At 47.6% G+C, this 19,477-nt stretch carries 16 protein-coding genes and 1 pseudogene; 7 read left to right on the top strand and 10 right to left on the bottom strand.

Annotated features, from left to right (window positions below; translation table 11 throughout):
- The first annotated feature begins 67 nt into the window (after window positions 1–67).
- Complete coding sequence (gene gshA, locus GY843_RS12720) at window positions 68–1,633, top strand: glutamate--cysteine ligase (protein WP_297310213.1); 1,566 nt, start codon at window positions 68–70, stop codon at window positions 1,631–1,633.
- 101 nt (window positions 1,634–1,734) lie between these two features.
- Here gshA and GY843_RS12715 read toward each other — a convergent pair whose 3' ends face one another.
- A complete protein-coding gene (locus GY843_RS12715) occupies window positions 1,735–2,139 on the bottom strand; it encodes a flagellar basal body-associated FliL family protein (protein ID WP_297310211.1) in 405 nt (134 codons plus the stop codon).
- 253 nt (window positions 2,140–2,392) lie between these two features.
- Between GY843_RS12715 and rsd the strand changes: the two genes are divergently transcribed.
- On the top strand, window positions 2,393–2,863 hold the full coding sequence (gene rsd, locus GY843_RS12710) for a sigma D regulator (RefSeq protein ID WP_297310209.1): 471 nt from the start codon (window positions 2,393–2,395) through the stop codon (window positions 2,861–2,863).
- Window positions 2,864–2,873: 10 nt separating this feature from the next.
- The gene (locus GY843_RS12705) at window positions 2,874–3,866 is read left to right on the top strand and encodes a hypothetical protein (RefSeq protein WP_297310207.1); all 993 of its coding nucleotides are present in this window, start codon (window positions 2,874–2,876) and stop codon (window positions 3,864–3,866) included.
- A gap of 75 nt (window positions 3,867–3,941) precedes the next feature.
- On the opposite strand, the gene GY843_RS12700 is transcribed toward GY843_RS12705, so the two are convergent.
- Together GY843_RS12700 and GY843_RS12695 are read right to left on the bottom strand one after the other, a co-directional pair.
- Window positions 3,942–4,655 carry an FKBP-type peptidyl-prolyl cis-trans isomerase gene (locus tag GY843_RS12700; protein WP_297310205.1) on the bottom strand — a complete coding sequence of 238 codons (714 nt, stop codon included), beginning with the start codon at window positions 4,653–4,655 and terminating at the stop codon, window positions 3,942–3,944.
- 114 nt (window positions 4,656–4,769) lie between these two features.
- Window positions 4,770–5,246, bottom strand: coding sequence for a TIGR02444 family protein (locus GY843_RS12695; protein ID WP_297310203.1), 477 nt, complete (start codon window positions 5,244–5,246; stop codon window positions 4,770–4,772).
- Window positions 5,247–5,336: 90 nt separating this feature from the next.
- Between GY843_RS12695 and GY843_RS12690 the strand changes: the two genes are divergently transcribed.
- Window positions 5,337–7,274, top strand: coding sequence for an ATP-binding cassette domain-containing protein (locus GY843_RS12690; protein WP_297310217.1), 1,938 nt, complete (start codon window positions 5,337–5,339; stop codon window positions 7,272–7,274).
- 42 nt (window positions 7,275–7,316) lie between these two features.
- On the opposite strand, the gene GY843_RS12685 is transcribed toward GY843_RS12690, so the two are convergent.
- On the bottom strand, window positions 7,317–8,624 hold the full coding sequence (locus tag GY843_RS12685) for an HDOD domain-containing protein (protein ID WP_297310202.1): 1,308 nt from the start codon (window positions 8,622–8,624) through the stop codon (window positions 7,317–7,319).
- Between the two features lie 262 nt (window positions 8,625–8,886).
- Between GY843_RS12685 and ggt the strand changes: the two genes are divergently transcribed.
- Window positions 8,887–10,497 (top strand): gamma-glutamyltransferase, encoded by a 1,611-nt coding sequence (gene ggt / locus GY843_RS12680; protein ID WP_297310215.1) that lies wholly within the window; start codon window positions 8,887–8,889, stop codon window positions 10,495–10,497.
- 87 nt (window positions 10,498–10,584) lie between these two features.
- Here ggt and GY843_RS12675 read toward each other — a convergent pair whose 3' ends face one another.
- From GY843_RS12675 to gmk, 3 genes and pseudogenes are all read right to left on the bottom strand, one after another.
- On the bottom strand, window positions 10,585–12,720 hold the full coding sequence (locus GY843_RS12675) for a RelA/SpoT family protein (protein WP_297310200.1): 2,136 nt from the start codon (window positions 12,718–12,720) through the stop codon (window positions 10,585–10,587).
- 70 nt (window positions 12,721–12,790) lie between these two features.
- A pseudogene (gene rpoZ, locus GY843_RS12670) lies at window positions 12,791–13,087 on the bottom strand (DNA-directed RNA polymerase subunit omega).
- Window positions 13,088–13,146: 59 nt separating this feature from the next.
- The gene (gene gmk / locus GY843_RS12665; RefSeq protein ID WP_367183846.1) at window positions 13,147–13,767 is read right to left on the bottom strand and encodes a guanylate kinase; all 621 of its coding nucleotides are present in this window, start codon (window positions 13,765–13,767) and stop codon (window positions 13,147–13,149) included.
- Window positions 13,768–13,945: 178 nt separating this feature from the next.
- Between gmk and GY843_RS12660 the strand changes: the two genes are divergently transcribed.
- A complete protein-coding gene (locus tag GY843_RS12660) occupies window positions 13,946–15,340 on the top strand; it encodes a peptidoglycan DD-metalloendopeptidase family protein (protein ID WP_297310193.1) in 1,395 nt (464 codons plus the stop codon).
- 57 nt (window positions 15,341–15,397) lie between these two features.
- Here the strand turns inward: GY843_RS12660 and GY843_RS12655 are convergent, their stop codons facing one another.
- The gene (locus GY843_RS12655) at window positions 15,398–16,525 is read right to left on the bottom strand and encodes an FIST N-terminal domain-containing protein (RefSeq protein WP_297310191.1); all 1,128 of its coding nucleotides are present in this window, start codon (window positions 16,523–16,525) and stop codon (window positions 15,398–15,400) included.
- A gap of 301 nt (window positions 16,526–16,826) precedes the next feature.
- Window positions 16,827–17,690, bottom strand: a complete 864-nt coding sequence (locus GY843_RS12650) for a YicC/YloC family endoribonuclease (RefSeq protein WP_297310189.1) — start codon at window positions 17,688–17,690, stop codon at window positions 16,827–16,829.
- A 99-nt stretch (window positions 17,691–17,789) separates the two neighbouring features.
- Here GY843_RS12650 and rph point away from each other — a divergent pair, with 99 nt between their 5' ends.
- The gene (gene rph, locus GY843_RS12645; RefSeq protein WP_297310187.1) at window positions 17,790–18,560 is read left to right on the top strand and encodes a ribonuclease PH; all 771 of its coding nucleotides are present in this window, start codon (window positions 17,790–17,792) and stop codon (window positions 18,558–18,560) included.
- 59 nt (window positions 18,561–18,619) lie between these two features.
- Here rph and GY843_RS12640 read toward each other — a convergent pair whose 3' ends face one another.
- Complete coding sequence (locus GY843_RS12640; protein WP_297310185.1) at window positions 18,620–19,390, bottom strand: exodeoxyribonuclease III; 771 nt, start codon at window positions 19,388–19,390, stop codon at window positions 18,620–18,622.
- Between the last annotated feature and the right edge of the window lie 87 nt (window positions 19,391–19,477).

Below are 19,477 nucleotides of genomic sequence, written 5' to 3'. Positions count from 1 at the left end.
GGCAGTAATTTACATTTTCCTCATTTATAATGTGCCACCTCCGAATGGGTGAAGAAAGGACGACACTTTGTCTACCACACTAGAGCAAACGCTTAACTGGCTTGAACAAGAAGGCCACGCTGAACTGCTGACTCAACTTCAGCACGGTATCGAAAAAGAGGGCTTGCGCGTTGATACTCAATGCAAGCTATCAGAAAAGCCACACCCCGAAGCACTGGGTTCTGCTCTCACCCATGAACACATCACCACAGACTATTCTGAAGCGCTTCTGGAGTTTATTACGCCGGTATTTGAACGTTCTTCGGATGCACTGGAGTTTCTGGCGGAACTGCACCGCTACACCTATCAGAAGCTGGATGGTGAACAGATTTGGCCGGCAAGTATGCCCTGTGTTTTACCGGAAGAGGAAGATATCCCTATCGCCTATTACGGTGATTCGAATGTAGGCAAAATGAAGTACATCTACCGTGTCGGCTTGGAAAACCGTTACGGTAAGATGATGCAAACCATCGCTGGCATTCACTACAACTTTTCGCTGCCGGAAAATTTCTGGCCGGTTTATCAGCGCTTGAGTAAAGATAACGGTTCATTGCAGGACTTTCGCTCCGCTTCGTATTTTAGCCTGATACGTAATTTCCGCAGATACTCCTGGTTACTGATGTATCTGTTCGGCGCATCACCTGCTCTCTGCAGCTCTTTCCTGAAGGATAGAGAGCACAATCTAGAAACCCTGTCGGAAGGCACACTTTACCTTCCTTACGCCACGTCACTGCGAATGAGCGATCTGGGTTACTCGAATAAAGCTCAGGCCAGCCTCAATATCTGCTTTAACCATCTGAATACCTATGCCAGCTCGCTAAATAGGGCAATTCGCACGCCGTACCCTGCTTATGAAGAGATCGGTGTAAAAGTTAATGGTGAATATCGTCAGCTAAACAACAATATTCTGCAGATTGAAAATGAGTACTACAGCGATATCCGCCCCAAACGTGTAACACAATCCGGTGAAAAACCCGTTCATGCTCTGATGGCTCGCGGTGTTGAATACATCGAAGTGCGGAACACGGATATCAACCCATTCCTGCCATTAGGTATCGACCAGACTCAGGCAGATTTTCTTGATCTGTTCTTGCTGACCTGTCTGCTGATGGAAGAACGCGAAATCAGTATGGAAGAGTGCGATCAGATTAGTGAAAACCACCAACGTGTTGTCACTCGCGGCCGTGAACCAGGCCTAACCCTGATCTGTAATGATGAAGAAGTTTCCCTACAGACCTGGGGGCAGCAGATTCTTGATCAAATCAGAAGTACTGCAGCACTACTGGATAAGCTTAGTGGAAACTCACAATTCACTGATTCTGTAGACCTACAACAGGCTAAACTGGATAACTCCGATCTAACACCATCTGCACAGATACTGCAGCAGATGCAGGAGCAGAAGCTGAGTCATGGTCAGTTTGTTCTACAGCAAGCGGAAAAACATATGCAGGATCTGTTACAACAGGCGCTCCCTCCTGTAGTTAAAGACAGATTAACAGCGATGACCTTTAACTCACTAGAAGAACAGAGACAGATCGAAGCAACTGATGAAACGGATTTCGATACTTATCTGGCACAATACCTCGCCAGTTGAGTTTCTTTAGGCAATAAAAAAGCAGGCTTAAAGCCTGCTTTTTTATTGCCTATATGTTGGACTCTTTACTGAGTTCTCTATTGAATTCTTTATTGAACTCTTTATTGAACTACAAAACTAGTAAAGAACAGATCGGAGACGAAGCCTTCACCTTCCTCTTCAACCAGAATGTTCTGCACTTTCTTCAGCGCTTTTTTCGCTAACGCCTGCTGGGCTTCAACCGTTCCAACCGTATCATCAGTCTGAGCACTCAGCAGAAAAACAATGTCATTACGAATGTGAGCCATATGCTGGTTTACAGCATGGTGTGCATTCTCACTGGATACCTGAATGGTGATCTCACACTTGAGGAAGCGGCTTTTTCCTACGCCGCCAAAGTTAGTCACAAAAGGCTTTAGCTCTATATAGTTTACATAGTCCTCTGCCGTTTTTTCCTGACCTTCCTCAGCCCAGGCTACCTGCACAGAAAACGCCATAACGATAAATAAGACCAGTTTCTTAAGCATGTTTTCCCTCGGTTACTACATCATTTACTTCACCATTAATTAGCGCAGTATAACGTGCTGACATGAACGCCAACAGTATAAAGGGGTTAATTGCTCTAAAAAGTTTGCTGGGAATCACGAATCCAAATTTTATAGCTATATCAGGTTGCACCGGGAAACAGCTTAGGAATATGATGAGCTTAAAACGATAATAGAGACGGCCCTTCACTACTGATCCCAAAAGCGGATCAAGGCCAGTCCTAAGGAGCGCAAGATGTTAGAAAAATGTAAAAGCGCTAAAGAACGCTGGGGTGGCGTGAGCGAAATCATTGATCATTGGCTGGAAGAGCGTCAAACGCTTATCAGTCTGTTTGTTCATCTTCCTGAACAACACATCAACGAAGAGCTGAACGACCGCGTACAGGGTTTTTGTCAGGTTCTGATGGACTATCTGTCCTCAGGTCATTTCGAGGTTTATGAGCAACTACTGCGTGAAGGCAGTGATTTCGATGATGGTAGTCTTGAGGAAGCGCAAACCCTGCTACCTAAGATCCAGGCTAGCACGGATGTCGCTCTCGACTTTAATGACGATTTCTCCAGTATCATTGATCCTACGGTTCAGCAGATCCGTGAGTTCTCAGAACGTTTGTCTACACTAGGAGAAGCACTGGAAGAACGTTTTGAACTTGAAGACCAGATGATTGCGGTTTTACACACTTCACACCGGGAACTGGTGGAAGGATAAGGACAAACTTATGCGCACAGGGCGTAAACAGAGAATGCTTAAGCATCTGTTAGCTGCAAGCGGCTTATTGCTTCTTGCGGGCTGTGAAAGCGGCGATGCCCCTACTCTCTGGAAAGAGTATGCCCTGAGCGGCACATACTCTGCGACGATTTCAGATAACGGCACATTCAGCGCTATAGGCTCCTTCAACCACGGTGGCAGTCTATGGCGTATTAATGGCCATGAACGGCTGTTTAACTGGAACCATAAAGCAAAACAGTTCTCCATCATTGCCGCGACTGCTTTTTCTCCAGATGAACGCTACGCGGCTACTGCCAATCAGCAGGATCTGGTTCTATGGAATACCGCAACCGGGCAACCGGAAGGGTTCTGGAGTTCACCTGCAGAGATTATGAAAATGGATCTCTCACCCAATGGTGATTTCGCACTGTTGGGGCTAGCCGATCACACCGCTGTTTACTTTGATGTAAAAAATGGAGGTGTTCAGCGCACCTTCCGCCATGAAGCACGTGTTCGCAGTGTAGACCTTAGCGATGATGCCTCGTTGGCTATCGCTGGTGACGATGACTACAAAGCGAAGATCTGGAGCGTCGAAACCAGCGAAGTACTACACGAAATCGAATTCGGCAATGTCGTCGATACTGTAGCCCTTTCGCCGAATAATCGTCTCGCATTTAGTTCAGGCAGTCTGGATAAAGCCGTTATCTGGGATGTAAATACAGGTAAAGAGCTACATACACTAAGTGACTTTGGCGACTTCTTCCGCAAGCGCGCCAGCTATCTAAGCGCTCGTTTCTCTTCAGACAGCAGTAAGCTACTGACTGGCACTGCAGCCGGTCTGGTGCAGCTCTGGGATGCAAACACAGGCAGTGAACTCAAGCGCTGGCGTATCCATCGCCGTGACCCATATGGACCAGTTCATGCCGGTGTCTATGCGGTTGGTTTTGGCCAGGGTAAATATTACGCCATGAGTTCCAACGGCATCATGAACGAGCTGAAGTAACAGTATTCAGCCCAAATAAACAGACAATAAAAAAGGCCTCAATGAGGCCTTTTTTAGTTTCCTGAAAAGCTAATATTACTTAGCTTCTTTAGCAGCTTCTTCTGCGCCAGGGTTAATTTCGATCAGCTCAACTTCAAAGATCAGAGTTTCGTTAGGGCCAATCGCATTACCCATACCACCTGGGCCGTATGCCAGATCAGATGGGATAACCAAACGCGCTTTACCACCTTCCTTAATCAGCTGAAGACCTTCTGTCCAGCCAGGAATCACACCGTTCAGTGGGAATGAAACTGGCTCGTTACGAGCATAAGAGCTATCGAACTCAGTGCCATCAATCAAAGTGCCACGGTAGTGAACCTTAACTGTATCCTGTGCAGTTGGATTTGCACCCTTACCAGCACTCAGCTCTTCATACTGCAGACCACTTTCGGTTGTTTTAACACCTGACTTTTTACCGTTCTCTGCCAGATATTTTTTACCTTTTTCCAGATTATCAGCGCTCATCTGGTCAAACTTTTTCTTGTTCTCTTCCATCTGCTTTTTCTGGAAAGCAGTCATGACTTCGCGAACCTGATCCGGTGTCATCTTTGGCTCATCACCAGCATAGGTCGCTTTAGCCGCTTCCAGGAAAGCATCAAAATCAACATTTGGAATTGTTTTCAGTTGCTCACCTACCATCAGGCCAACGCCGTAACTGATTTTCTGCTCATCAGTTTTAAGCTCAACTGCAGAGATGCTTGGAGAAACCAACGCGGCACCCAGAGCAACCGCCAGCAAAGTTTGTTTCATTCTTATTTATCCTTGTTTAAATTCGCCGGGGAAACTTCTCTTTTCGGTACCCCTGAAAAATTATTAGTACCCGATTAAACAGTAAAGTTCCCTATCAAGCCAGCACGGAATTAGCTACTTAGTACTTAAAAAGTAATTTGCTGTTCTAATGAGGGGTTCCAGCGGAGTGTTTTTCCCCTCAAGCCCCTCACTCTTCAGATAGCTATGCAGATTTGCCTCCACCAGCTGTGCATTTGCCTGCGCTTTCTCCAGCCCTTTCGAAATGTCATACAACAGTGCCAGCTCAACCTGTTCACAGGCCAACTCTGCCTGCCTCAACTTCTGATAGCAGCCAGGGAATTGTTCTTTCTGCTCCCGAACCTTATAGCGCACGGCTCGCAATGGATGAGTGATCTCATTCTGCCACTCTGCTGCCTCGCCAGAAAAGTTATTCTGTCTCAAGCGTAACCCCTTACAACCGCACCAAGAGGAGAAGATCAGCCGGTTAATACTCAGCCCATATTGTTCCTGCAAACTGAGGCAAAAAGCCTCTATTTCAGGTTGTTGATAAAATTCCAGGGCAAAGTCCCAAAGTTCATTTTTCAAATCCATTATTAAAGCCGTAACGCAGAGGTGTGGTTTTGAGTTTGTCCTGAATAGCAGGTATTTGGGCACCGGGTTAATATGCTAAAATCCGCCGCCATGATTCAATTTCAGCAAGTCAGCTTACAACGCGGCCACAACATATTGCTAGAGCAAGCCGATCTTACCCTGCATTCAGGGTGGAAAATCGGCTTGGTCGGGGCTAATGGTGCCGGTAAATCATCCTTGTTCAAGCTTCTACTGGGCGAACTGCACTGTGATAGCGGCGACCTTGATCTACCCGGCGGATTACGTATCTCACATATGGCCCAAGAGGTTCCCACTTCTGAGAGATCAGCTCTGGAGTATGTGCTGGATGGTGATCACAAATTACGTCAGATCCAGCAGCAAATTGTTCAGGCTGAAACGAACCACGATATGCATCGCCTTGGCGAGCTGCATGCCGAATTAGACAACCATGATGGTTACAGCGCTGAATCTCGTGCAGCTCAACTGCTCGCAGGACTGGGCTTCAGCCATCAGGATATTACTCGAAGCGTAAAAGAGTTCTCCGGCGGCTGGCGGATAAGACTAAACCTCGCTCAGGCACTGATGTGCCCATCTGATCTGCTGTTGCTCGATGAGCCCACCAACCACTTGGATCTTGATGCTACCATCTGGCTTGAACAGTGGTTACGCCAGTATCCGGGCATGCTGATTCTGATCTCACATGACCGTGATTTTCTCGATAATGTGGTCAGTCATATCACCCATATCGAACGCAACAAGCTAAACCTGTACAAGGGTGGTTACTCTGCATTTGAAGTGCAGCGTGCTGACCGACTGGCACAGCAGCAATCTGCGTTTGAAAAGCAGCAACAGCGTATCGGTGAAATTGAAAACTTTGTGCGCCGTTTCCGGGCTAAAGCAACCAAAGCTAAGCAGGCACAGAGTCGTATCAAAGAGCTGGAGCGGATGGAGAAGATCGCACCCGCTCACGTGGACAGCCCATTCTCTTTCCGGTTCTGCTCTGCAGACAAGATGTCATCTCCACTGTTGACCATGTATGACGCTCAGTGCGGCTATGACAACACAGTTATTCTCGACAAGACATCACTCTCCCTGACACCGGGCGCTCGTATTGGTCTGCTTGGCCCTAACGGGGCTGGTAAATCCACACTGGTTAAATCCCTGGTGGGCGAGCTGGAACTCTGCTCGGGAGATCGTCACGAAAGCGAAAATCTGCAGATCGGTTATTTTGCTCAGCATCAGCTTGAAGCTCTTGATATGCACGCTTCACCCCTGCTGCATATCAAGCGTATCAGCCCAAAAGCATCGGAACAGGAGATCCGTGATTTCCTGGGTTCATTCGGTTTTATTGGTGATCGTGCACTTGAAGCAGTGGAAAACTTCTCTGGTGGTGAAAAAGCCCGAGTGGCTTTATCCATGATCGCGTGGCAGAAACCCAATCTACTGCTGATGGACGAACCAACCAACCATCTGGATCTGGAAGTCCGCCACGCCCTGACGCTGGCCCTACAGTCCTTCGAAGGGGTACTGATTCTGGTATCCCACGATCGTCACTTGTTGCGCAACACTGTGGATGAATTTCTGCTGGTTGCCAACGGCAAAGTAGAAGAGTTTAAAGGCGATCTGGATGATTACCAAAACTGGCTTTTAGAGCAGAAACGTCAGGCTCAGAAAGCTGAGGCGGAGGCTTTTGCCAAGCCAGAAAGCACAACAAAGAAAACACTTTCTGCAGCAGAACGTAAAGAACAGAAGCGACTTGCAGCAGAACGCCGCAACCAACTCCGACCAATTAAAAAACGTCTGGAAAAACTGGAAGCGATGATAGAGCAACAGCATGCTGAGCTAGAAGAGATCGAAAGCGCTCTCGCTGATAGCACTCTCTATGAAGCGGAGAACAAGGATAAGCTTAAGCAGATTCTGCAACAGCAGACCACTGTGAAACAACAAGCTGATGCTACTGAAGAGGAGTGGATGGAACAGCAGGAAGCATTAGAACAACAGGAAGCAGAACTGGAAGATCAAGACTGATCTTCCAGCCATGTAAGATTTGGTCTTTTTGTGACCTGTCTTCTATTGATCCTCTAAAGCAGTAGTCAACTCTTTGATATCCTCATCGTTGCTCATCAGGTTCTGTAAAACCTCTTCCGCTTGAGCTCTGTCGAGACCCAGTTCAGCATAGAGCTCATCCGATACGGCTTCCAAAGGACCATCACTCAACCCCTGCTCACGCAGCATACGGTTGGCAAGATAAAGTAGTTTAACGTAGTGCTTATCTTCACCATCATAATCCGCGTGATTTTGATGACGAATCGCAGTGCAAACCGCTTCAGGTAGATCCCAGCTAGAAAGCAACCAACCACCGATCTGTTCGCGGGTCACACTCAGAACCTGCTGCTCAACTGCATCCAGAGGGAAGTGCGGGTTAGCCTCAATGTAGCGGGAAAGCAGGGTGAAGTGAGGCGGGAACAGATGCGCCAGCACCAGATAACCAAAGTTATGCAGCAAAGCAGCCAGATAAACCAAACCCGGTTGTGGACGATCTTTAGCCGGCATTTTCTTACACAGGGCTTCAGCTAGACTCGCGTTATACACAGCCTGCAACCAGTATGGAGTAGCGCCACGCGGACCATCTTCAGGCACCCGCAGCATCTGCCCCATTGCCGTACCCAGAGCCATATTGATCACCAGATCAAAGCCCAATACTCGAATCACCGCATCATCAATTGAACTTACATCACCCGGTGCAGCATAGTAAGGAGAAGCAGCCCAGCTCATTACTTGAGCGGACAAGCTTGGATCAACACGTACCACCGGCACCAGTTCACTCACCCCTGCGTCCGGATCAGAACGCAGCATGATAATTTTCTTCACGGTAGGGGAAAGCGAAGGCAGGCCCAAGGTATCTTCTAGGCGTTGTTTAACTCGTAGCGCTGTAAAACGCTCAACTGCTTTGGTAATAACCGCAACATCGTCACCTTCCGGCTGGATAGCTGCAATCTCATCAACTGTAAGCGCTAAATTACAGTGACTTCCCGCTTTCAGCTTTTCTGCCAAAACGGAGAAGGTCAGGCCCGAGTGAGGCTCAAGCAGTTCGACCTCTGCATGCTCAAGGCATTCCGGGGAAAGAAGTAAAGGTAACGATAGTAACTGGTCACGCCCTTCCTGAAACTTGAGGGCATCCTGGCTGAAGTAACGTTTTGCATCGTCACCACGAACAGGCTGCAGTTGACGCCCGGTCTGTTTCCACACTGCAACCAGGTTCAATAAAGATGCAACCGGCAATAGCGCCAAGACCTTTCCTTCTGCATCATGCAGTAGAACCAGACGATAACGCGGCAAATCACCACTTTTTTCGGGAACACGTACGCCTACAGACAATTTCCTTTCTCCAATTACTGGCCTTAGTACAATCTAAAGAGTAGATTATTAGCAACACTAAGGGAAAGCAAAGCTCTTGAGAAAGAAATCCTCAATTAAACCTAATTTTTCTAAGGTTTCATTACCTCGGTCACTAATCTTTTCTTGTTTCCTCACCCTTTTACTAACAATTTCGGGGTACAGCACTGCTGTTGAGGAAGATTTAGCACCGGAAACAGCAACAGGCTTACAACAAAGCAGCAGCACAACCTCGCAGAATGCAATGGTTGTGACAGCTCACCCTCTTGCAACCCAAGCCGGAATGAATGTTCTGAATGATGGAGGCAGCGCAGCCGATGCCGCCGTTGCGATTCAAGCAATGCTAACTCTGGTCGAACCACAATCTTCCGGGATTGGTGGCGGAGCATTTATGCTCTATTGGGATCAGGCCAAACAGCAGCTAAAGGCCTTCGATGGCCGTGAAACGGCCCCAGCCAAAGCAAATCATCAGCTATTTTATAAGCAAGGCCAACCGATGAAATGGGTTGATGCCATGGTAGGTGGTAGATCTGTAGGCGTACCAGGCGTGTTGAAAATGTTGGAATCAGCTCAACAACAACATGGAAAGCTGCCATGGCAGAACCTTTTTAGCGATGCAATCACTCAGTCAGAAACAGGTTTTGAAATAGGCCCTAGACTGCATAAATTAATTGCTAGCGGCATCAATCCGGGGCTCAACCGCTACAAAGAAGCTCAGAACTATTTTTACACCGCTGACGGAAGCCCACTACCTGTTGGGTTCTTACGAAAAAACCCTGAATTGGCAGATAGCCTGACCCTGATAGCAAAACAAGGAACAAAAGCTTTCTATAAAGGTGCTCTTGCGCAAAAAATCACTGAGAAAGTTACCAACATAGCAGATAACCCAGGGCTTCTTAGCCTTTCAGATCTAAATAACTACCGAAGTGTTGAGCGAGAAGCGATATGCCTGCCCTATCGAAAGTACAAGGTTTGCGGCTTCCCCCCTCCAACTTCCGGCGGTGTAACGGTTTTGCAGATTCTTAAGCTGCTCGAAGACAAACAAATGGATCGGCTAGATCCTAACTGCGCTAACTTCAATCACCTATTTACCCAGGCTTCGCGGTTGGCATTTGCCGATCGCAACCGCTATTTGGCTGATAGCGACTTTGTTTACGTACCTACTCTTGAGCTGCTTAATCCAACTTATATTAAGCACCGAAGCAAGCTACTCAATCCTAATCTGGATATAGGAACTGCAAAGCCCGGTAACCCAACTTCGATCTCTTTGCATCAGGCTGACGATATGTCACCGGAATTACCATCCACCAGCCATTTTTCGGTTGTTGATCAGTGGGGCAACGCGGTATCGATGACCACCAGCATCGAGATGGCTTTTGGCTCAACAGTGATGGTCGGAGGCTTTCTGCTTAATAACCAGCTTACAGATTTCTCTTTTAAAGGCGTCTACAAAGGGCGCGTTATTGCCAACCGGGTACAACCCAGAAAACGCCCACGCAGTTCCATGTCCCCGTTTATGGTATTTGATGAAAAGGGAGAACTATACGCAGCGATCGGCTCGCCCGGTGGCAGCCGTATCATCAACTATGTAGCACAAAGCCTACTGCTGATGCTTAACACCGATATGCCTTTGCAGGAAGTAGTTAATCACGCGCATATTAGCAATCGAAATGGTCTGACAGAGCTGGAAGCTGGAACTAATGCGGAATCACTTCAGGAGCAGCTGCAGTCCATGGGACATAGTCTAAAAATCCGAGACCTGAACAGTGGTCTACATGGTTTCAGACGTCTTCCTAATGGAAGTTGGGAGAGCGGTGTGGATAACCGCCGTGAGGGGCAAGCCCTAGGATATTAAGACTGGGCTATTAAGACCGGGGGGTATTGAGAAGAGCCCCAAACACTTAACAAATCGCTCAAATAGCTACATTTGCTTAAGAGCTATTTAATCGCGGCTGATACGATTTACACTCTTAAGGCGACGAAGTTTCTTCATTACCTTCGCCAGATGCACCCTGTCTTTTACAGTCACTTCCATATGCACACTGGCTAGCTGCCCTTCGTGTTCGCTGATATCGATTGCGACCACATCAGCTCCCGCGCTTGAAGCAGTGGTAGCCAACTCAGCGATAATGCCTCGATGCGATTCTACCTCTGTGGTCAGGTTGACGCTGTATTCATCTTCCAGATGATCTGACCATTCCAGATAGATACATTTTTCCGGATCATCCCGTAGATAACCGATATTTCGACAGTCCGTCTGATGAATAACCAGACCACGCCCAGTACTGATATGACCGATAATTTTGTCACCCGGAATAGGCAAACAGCACTTCGCATACTGCAACACCATTCCTTCTGTGCCTTTAATCGACATCGGTTTCTGGCGACGGTTCTTATCCGTTTCCTCTGCCCCTGTATCTTGCTCCTCAGGGCGCAGACGGCGTGCAACCACATAAGCCATGCGGTTGCCCAGACCAATATCTTCCAGCAGATCCTCTAGGCTCTCCAGCTCCGCTTCACGCAGAAGTTCACTGAGCTTGAATGGGTCAACATCACTCACCGTAGCACCATAGTTAGCCAAGAACTGGTTTAACAAACGCTGCCCCAGTTCCACCGACTCATGGCGCTGTTGGTTTTTCAGGTAATGACGAATTGCCGAGCGGGCTTTACCCGTAACAACGAAGTTAAGCCAAGCCATATTTGGCTGGGCACTCGGGGTTGTAATGACCTCAACAGTCTGGCCATTTTCCAACGCCTGAGACAGGGGCGCCAATCGGCGATTGATACGGCAGGAAACACAAGAGTTACCTACATCAGTATGTACGGCGTAGGCAAAATCGACGGCAGTCGCACCACTTGGCAGCTCCATAATTTTGCCCAGTGGTGTAAAGACATAAACCTCATCCGGGAACAGGTCTGTCTTCACGCTATCGATAAACTCCATGGAGTTACCGGCACGTTGATGCATCTCCAGTAGCCCCTGAACCCACTTACGGGCACGTTTGTAACTACCTAAAGCGCTTTCCGAAGAGGCATCTACTTCTTCATCATTTTTATAGTGACTGTGCTCAGCAATACCCTGGCTTGCTACCGCATCCATCTCATGGGTACGGATCTGCACCTCAATAGTGATATCTCGGGCACCAAAAAGATCGGTATGAAGGGATTGGTAACCGTTCGCTTTAGGAATTGCTATGTAATCTTTAAAACGACCGTGAACGGGCTTGTAGAGGTTATGTACTGCACCAAGTGTACGGTAACAGTCATCAACACTGTCGGTAACGATACGGAAAGCAAAAACATCCATGATCTCAGAGAAGGATTTACGTTGCGCCTTCATCTTTGAGTAGATGCTGTAGAGGTGTTTTTCACGACCAGTAACCTGACCTTTAAAGCCCTCTTTTTGCAGACGTTTCTCAATTGTTTCCTGAATCGAGCTAATTACATCTTTGCGTTGACCACGGGCCTGCACAACGGCACGTCGGATATGCTTGGCACGCATAGGGTAATGCGCCTGAAACGCCAGATCTTCCAGTTCAACTTGAACATCACGCATCCCTAATCGAGCCGCAATAGGAGCATAAATGTCCAGGGTCTCACGGGCGATACGACGCTGCTTATGCGGAGGCATTGCTCCCAGCGTACGCATGTTGTGCAATCGGTCGGCAAGCTTCACCAGAATAACGCGGATATCCTCCGCCATCGCCAGTACCATTTTCTGGAAGTTACTGGCCTGAGCTTCAGCTTTAGTTTCAAATTCCAGATGGGTCAGTTTGGACACCCCATCAACGATATCTGCAACCGACTTACCAAACTGGGACTCAATCCCCTCGTAACTGATCTCTGTATCTTCGATCACATCATGCAACATAGCCGCCATCAGACTCTGATGGTCCATCCGCAGCTCTGCCAGAATATTTGCAGCTGCCAGAGGATGGGTCACATAAGGCTCACCGCTCTTACGTTTTTGACCATCGTGCGCTTGTTCAGCGTAAAAATAGGAACGACGAACCTGCTGGATCTGCTGTGGGTCCAGATAGTCATCTAAACGCTGTGAAAGGGCATCGATAGTTGGCATTAATGTTCCGTTACTTCAGGGATATCTCTATTCTAGGATAATGCCGTATTAACGGTAGGAGGAAAAGAGGCTAACGCGAAAAGAATAATACATGTTCAAAAACGAAAACGCCCTGAAAAGTCAGGGCGTTAACTGGGATTGCTTGTCTGAAGAACTAGTCTTGCTCGATTTCGTCCAGAACAGTGCGATCAGTATGACCTTCAGCAATTTCACGTAGGGCAACAACAGTTGGTTTATCGTTTTCCCACTCAACTTTTGGCTCTTTACCACCTGTAGCCAGTTGACGTGCGCGCTTAGCTGCAACCATCACTAGCTGGAAACGGTTATCTACGTTTTCCAGGCAATCTTCAACTGTAACTCGTGCCATTGTGAACCTCAGAAACTTGGTATGTATAGAAGACCGCGCAGTTTACCGCCAGAAGCCGCTTATGACAAGAGAGACTTGAGCAGTTCGCGACTACGTTCCTGTTGATTTTCGATTTTCATACGCTGAGCCAGAAAAACGCCATGCAGCTCTTTTAACGCAGTTTCGAACTGATCATTGATGATCAGATAATCATACTCACCGTAATGGCTCATCTCGCTAACAGCTTCGGACATGCGTAAAGCGATCACATCATCGCTATCCTGACCACGATTAGTCAGACGCTCCTGTAGGGCCTCACGAGATGGCGGCAAAATAAAAATTGATAAGCAATCCGGCATCAGGCGGCGAATTTGCTGCGCACCCTGCCAGTCAATCTCAAGAATGACATCCTTTCCTTCTGCCAGCTTATCTTCAACCCACTGTTGCGAAGTACCATACTTGTTGGTGAAAACTTCGGCGAATTCCAGAAAAGCAGACGCTTCTATCATCTCGTTAAACTGTTCCATGGATACGAAGTTGTAATCCTTACCGTCCACTTCACCAGGGCGCATATCACGGGTCGTATGAGAAACAGAAACCAGGATGTCGGAATCATTCTCCAGCATCGCCTTCACTAAACTGGTTTTACCTGCACCGGAAGGCGCTGAAACAACGTATAAAGTACCCTTTGCCATGAACAATCCCATACTCGGTTAACAATAATGATAAATTGCGCCGCACATTATAGAAGCTTTCACTACTTTAAGCTAAATACCCTACAAAAATAGCCGTTAACCTCAGTAATAGCGGGCGTTTCCGGTGATTATGGTTTATGATCGCCTTAATTAAACAAGATAAAGTAGTTCGACGGTTACACTGATGCGCTGGATTTCAGCCTCCACCAGTTTTGTTACAGCTCTACCCCGCTTCCACCAGCTATCTTTGCTGGGGCTAGGTTTACTGCTCTCGATTGCACTGGTTCTACCCTCTTCTGATAGTAATTTTTCCAGCTCGCCACTTTCTCTCGGTCATCTAACAGATACCGATGCACCGGTATTTGAGCAGCCTGAACTCAGTCTGCGCCAACTACGTGCGCCCTGGGCCTTCGACAAGGTACCCACCCACGAAACACTGTTAGTTCCCGTAGCGGGCAACACACCTAATAGTTATCAGTACATTGTCAGAAAAGGCGATACTCTCAGCAAGATCTTTGAGCGCTTACAGCTGCCCCAGAAAACTATGTATCAGTTGCTCGAGGCGGACGTAAACGTACTGGCACTGGATAATCTGAAACCCGGACACACCTTGGTATTTGATAAGCAGGATCAGGTTCTGAAACGCTTCGAACTGCAGTTCAGCTTGTCACACAAGGTCGTTTATCAGCGTAAAGAATCTGGCGGTTTTGAATTTGAAGAGGTTCAACTAGAAGGTGACTGGCAGGATCAGCTGGTAAGTGGCGAAATCATCCTGACTTTTACGGGGTCTAGTCAGAAAGCTGGGCTGTCTCAGTGGGAAGCTCAGACGATTACTCAAATACTAAAACAACGAGTGGATTTCCGCCGAGATCTGCAACGGGGAGATAAGTTTGAAGTACTGCTCTCCCGCCAGTATGTGGATGGCGAAGCAACCGGTAATAACCGTATTGAAGCGGTAAGAATCAAAAACCGTCGCCATGATATACACGCCTACCTGTTTGAAGATAACTACTACGATCAAAAAGGTCGCAATCTCGAGAAAGCGTTCCAACGCTATCCGTTTAGCGGCAAGTATCGCCAGAGCTCCCGCTTTAACCCTCGTCGTAAACACCCAGTGACCGGGCTGATCCGCCCTCATAACGGCACTGACTTTGCGATGCCTATTGGCGCGGCCGTAAGATCAACCGGTGATGGTATCGTTAAGCGTGTGGTTCGTCATAAATACGCAGGGCTCTATATCGAGATTCAGCACGGTCAGAGCTACAAAACCCGTTATCTGCACTTGAACAAATCTTATGTTGTTAAGGGTCAGCGTGTGAAACGAGGTCAGAGGATCGCCCAGTCCGGCAATACAGGTCGCTCGACCGGGCCACACCTGCACTTTGAGCTGCATGTAAATGGCCGCCCGGTTAACCCGATGACAGCGAAGATCCCAATTGCAGTGTCGCTTACAGGTAAGAAGAAAAAAGCGTTCCAGAGCAAGTTGAAGTCTTATCTGGCCCGCCTGGACAAGCCTTCAACAGACAAACAGCTGGCACTGAATTCAGATAAAGCAGGTACGAAAAGCTCGACGCTTTAATTAACTCTATCAATTAACCGCTTCGAGATCACTTAGAGCAACCCGACTTAAGCACGGTCAATTTTCAGAGATCACCGTAAGTGTCATGGTCTGGTTGTGCAGATCACACTGAGTTAAGCCCTTGGCTGGGCAGATCTCCCCGTAGGAATAAAAGCCGGTTGAAACTGTCCTTTTACCCAGTTTCATATTTACAGCTTCCACCTCTTCAGCCACCTCATCACCCATCACCAGTTTCCGCCCGACACAACTTACGAGAATCGCCAGTCGGTCCTGCTCTGAGACAGAGATATCTGATGCTGCTGTTTCAGCGCCGTTAATCAAACCATCAACGGATGTGTGCATCAGACGCAGATAACCATCCGGGTCGATGTCACCCGCGAGGATCAAACTTCCATTCTCTTCATTTACTCCCAGAATAGTCCGAATAATCCCTGATTCCCGTTTCTCAGCAGTCATCATCTCCAGCGGAAACAACAAAGCAGATGAAGGCAGCTCACTGGCATATTCACCCAGATACTGCTTATACAGTTCCAAGGCGGGCTTACCGTCCAGTTCATACAGGATATTGCCATCACAGCGGGTAACTTTGCGCATAGGACCAAAGCAGTTCCAACCGCCAAAAGATCCATACTCAAAATTCAGTGAATCACCATAAAAGCACACGGCACAAAGCTGATCAGTTTCTATCCCAGCAGAGCTTATAGTCGAGGTCTGTTCAAAATCACTTCCATCTCCGGCCAAACCACCGCTGATAGGTATTTGCCCACCCAACACAGATGCAATACCATTAATAATGGCACTGCCATTAACATCCACACCTGGCGCAAATAGCACTACAGCTTTCAAACCTTTAGCTTCAACCTGTTCTGCAAGCCTTATCCCAGCTGCTTTTGAATCTTTGATGCCGGAAACGGGTGAAGTTACAACGTTGCAAGAAGCATCTTGTAGAAAAACTTCGCTGATCACAGCGCTATCATCCACAACACTATCTAGGTTGATCTCTCCAGCTGTGGAGCAACCGGCAAGCGGGGATTCGGGATAGGCTTGTTGCAGAGCAGGGAATAATTCATCTGAGCGCATCAGAGCAGACGATGCAAAAACCAAAACCAGATCAGGATGAGGGCCTGAGGCCTTAACACCTTGTTTAATTTCGTTCGCAGTTAAGCTGTACTGTTCTACGCGCATCCTATGCCTCATTCGGTTGCTATGTAGCGATCATCTTAGATGAAAATTACGGTCAATAATTCCGCTGATAGCCTCAACAAATCTTTTTCTAGAGATTGAGATAAGCTGAGGGAAGTCATACTTACTTTAGCTTTTAAGCAAATACGAGTAAATGAACGATCGTACAAATTAATTCAGCTGATCAAATTACTGCCGCAAAAAACGTTATTGACCGACTCAAGACAAGGGATTTTTTGGTGTGTGGGAGAGAAGATAGCCTGACAATGGCATCAATCCAACTGTCAGGCCTTTGCGCTGAGAATCACTCGATGTTTTGGATCTGCTCGCGCATCTGCTCAATCAAAACTTTGAGTTCCACTGCACACTGCGTGGTATTAGCAACGATAGACTTCGATGAAAGGGTATTAGCTTCGCGGTTAAGCTCCTGCATCAGAAAATCCAAACGGCGACCAATTGGGCCTTTCTGTTTCAGAACACGACGAACTTCCTGGACATGAGTATCCAGACGATCCATCTCTTCATCCACGTCAGCCTTCTGTGCTAGCAAAGCAATCTCCTGCTCGAGACGGGCTTCATCCAGCTCTGCTTGCAGCTCTTCCAAGCGTTGCGCCAGATTTTCGCGCTGATTCTGCAGAATCTGTGGCATTTTTTCACGCACTTCTGCAACAATCTCACTGATCGAGTCGAGACGTTGATTGATCAGTGATGCCAGTTCCACACCTTCACGGCTGCGGCCTTCAATCAAATCATCCAAAGCCTTATCGAACAGGTCTTTAGCGGAGTTCTTCACCAGATCCATGTCCAGTTTCACATCCTGCAAAACGCCAGGCCAGCGAAGCAGTTCTAAAGGATCAAGGGACTGGTGTTCAGCCATCATACCCTGCAGAGATTCCGCTGCTTGAATAACCTCTTTGGCATATCCTTCATTAACCACCAGCTGTTGAACTTTAGCTTCTGGATTAAAGCGCAGAGTACATTCAACTTTGCCACGGCTCAGCGTTTTACGCAGCTTTTCCCTGAGAAATCCCTCCAGCTCCTTGAGGTTTTCTGGGAGACGCAGATGGGGTTCCAGATAACGGTGGTTAACTGATCGAATCTCCCAACTCAGTGATCCCCATTCATGCTCGGCTTCCTGGCGAGCAAAAGCTGTCATGCTACGTGTCATATGCTTCGTTCTCGATTAAAATGCGCTATTAAATCGCATTGTAACAGTCTGGCTCGGCTCTGCCACGCCAAGGCTGACCATAAATTAAAAAGGACAGGCATGAGTTCATCTATCTCCGAACAGTTGCAGAATCTTGGCATCAAAAAGCACCGCCCTAGCGGTCGCGAAAATGATCAGATGCGCGAGGTTAAAATCACCCGTAATTTCACCAAACACGCTGAGGGTTCGGTTTTAGTTGAGTTTGGAGACACCAAAGTTCTTTGTACAGCTACCGTTGAGCGTGGTGTGCCGCGCTTTCTTCGCGGTTCTGGTCAGGGTTGGGTAACTGCGGAATACGGTATGCTACCCCGCTCCACCACTTCCCGTAACGGCCGTGAAGCGGCAAAAGGAAAACAGACTGGGCGTACTGTAGAGATCCAGCGCTTAATTGGCCGCTCACTGCGTGCCGCTTTGGATCTGAACAAGCTGGGTGAAAATACAATCACTCTGGACTGTGATGTTCTACAAGCCGATGGCGGTACACGCACAGCATCAATTACCGGTGCTTTTGTAGCACTTCAGGATGCTATCAATGTCCTGAAACAGGATAAAAACGGTGCGATGAAAGGTGATCCACTGAAGCGCAAAATCGCCGCGATCTCTGTTGGTATCTATCAAGGCGAAGCAGTTCTGGATCTGGACTACGCAGAAGATAGTAAAGCAGAAACCGATATGAACGTGATCATGACTGATAACGGTGGATTTATAGAGGTTCAGGGTACAGCTGAAGGCGCACCTTATTCACAAGATGAGCTGAATGCGATGCTGGATCTGGCGCGTAAAGGCATCTCAGAGCTGATTGAGCTTCAGCAAGCAGCGCTAGCTGGCTAATCGTTAGCAGGAACAGATAGAATCAAAGAAGGAGCCTTAAGGCTCCTTTTTTATCGCAATTAATCGAGATCGTAATCAATGATCAGTGGCGCATGCTCACTGAAATGAGTGTCACGATAGATCTGTGCATTTTTAACTGTCTTACGGATATTGGATGTGGTGATCTGATAATCCAGACGCGCACCTTCATTTAGCTTGCGAGCACGGTTGTAATCCGGCCACCACGTGAACTGACGTTCCGCTTTATTAATCTGGCGGAAAGCATCAACAAAACCCATCTCATCCAGTACTTCTGCCATCCATTCACGCTCTTCCGGTAAAAAGCCGGAAACGGTCTGGTTTGCATACCAGTTGCTAAGATCTACTGTTTTGTGGGCTATGTTGGTTGTGCCGCAGAAGATAAACTCACGACGTTTACGCAGAGTTTTGTTCAGGTGCCCCATAAAGCCTTCCATAAAGGCTTCTTTTTCAGCCTGGGCTTCGTCCCCCTTCAGGCCAGAAGGGAAACAAAATGAGGATACACTGACCTGATCGAAGTCAGCCTGGATAAAACGACCATGCTGATCACACTGTTCAAAACCCAGCCCCGTCATGATCGCTTTTGGAATTTCGCGGGTATAGATTGCTACACCACTGTAACCATCTTCCCAAGCATCAAAGAAGTAAGGGTAATAACCTTCCGGGTGGTAACGTTCATCATCCAACTGATACTCTTTCGCCCGCAGATCCTGAAGACAAATCACATCAGCATCTTGTTGGACCATCCAGTCAAAGAAGCCATTATCAGTGGCCTGTTCAATACCTTGTGTATTGAAGGTAATGACGCGCATAGGTTATTTCCTGTCTGCCAGCAGACTCGATCAAATTAGAATTATTTTCAACGAAGCCAGAATTGTATAGCGAAGTGAAGCAAATTG

This window comes from Neptuniibacter sp. (assembly GCF_024231755.1).
GTDB lineage: Bacteria > Pseudomonadota > Gammaproteobacteria > Pseudomonadales > Balneatricaceae > Neptuniibacter.
The sequence above is the reverse complement of the archived record's forward strand: the minus strand, read 5'-3'. Positions and strand labels throughout refer to the sequence as shown.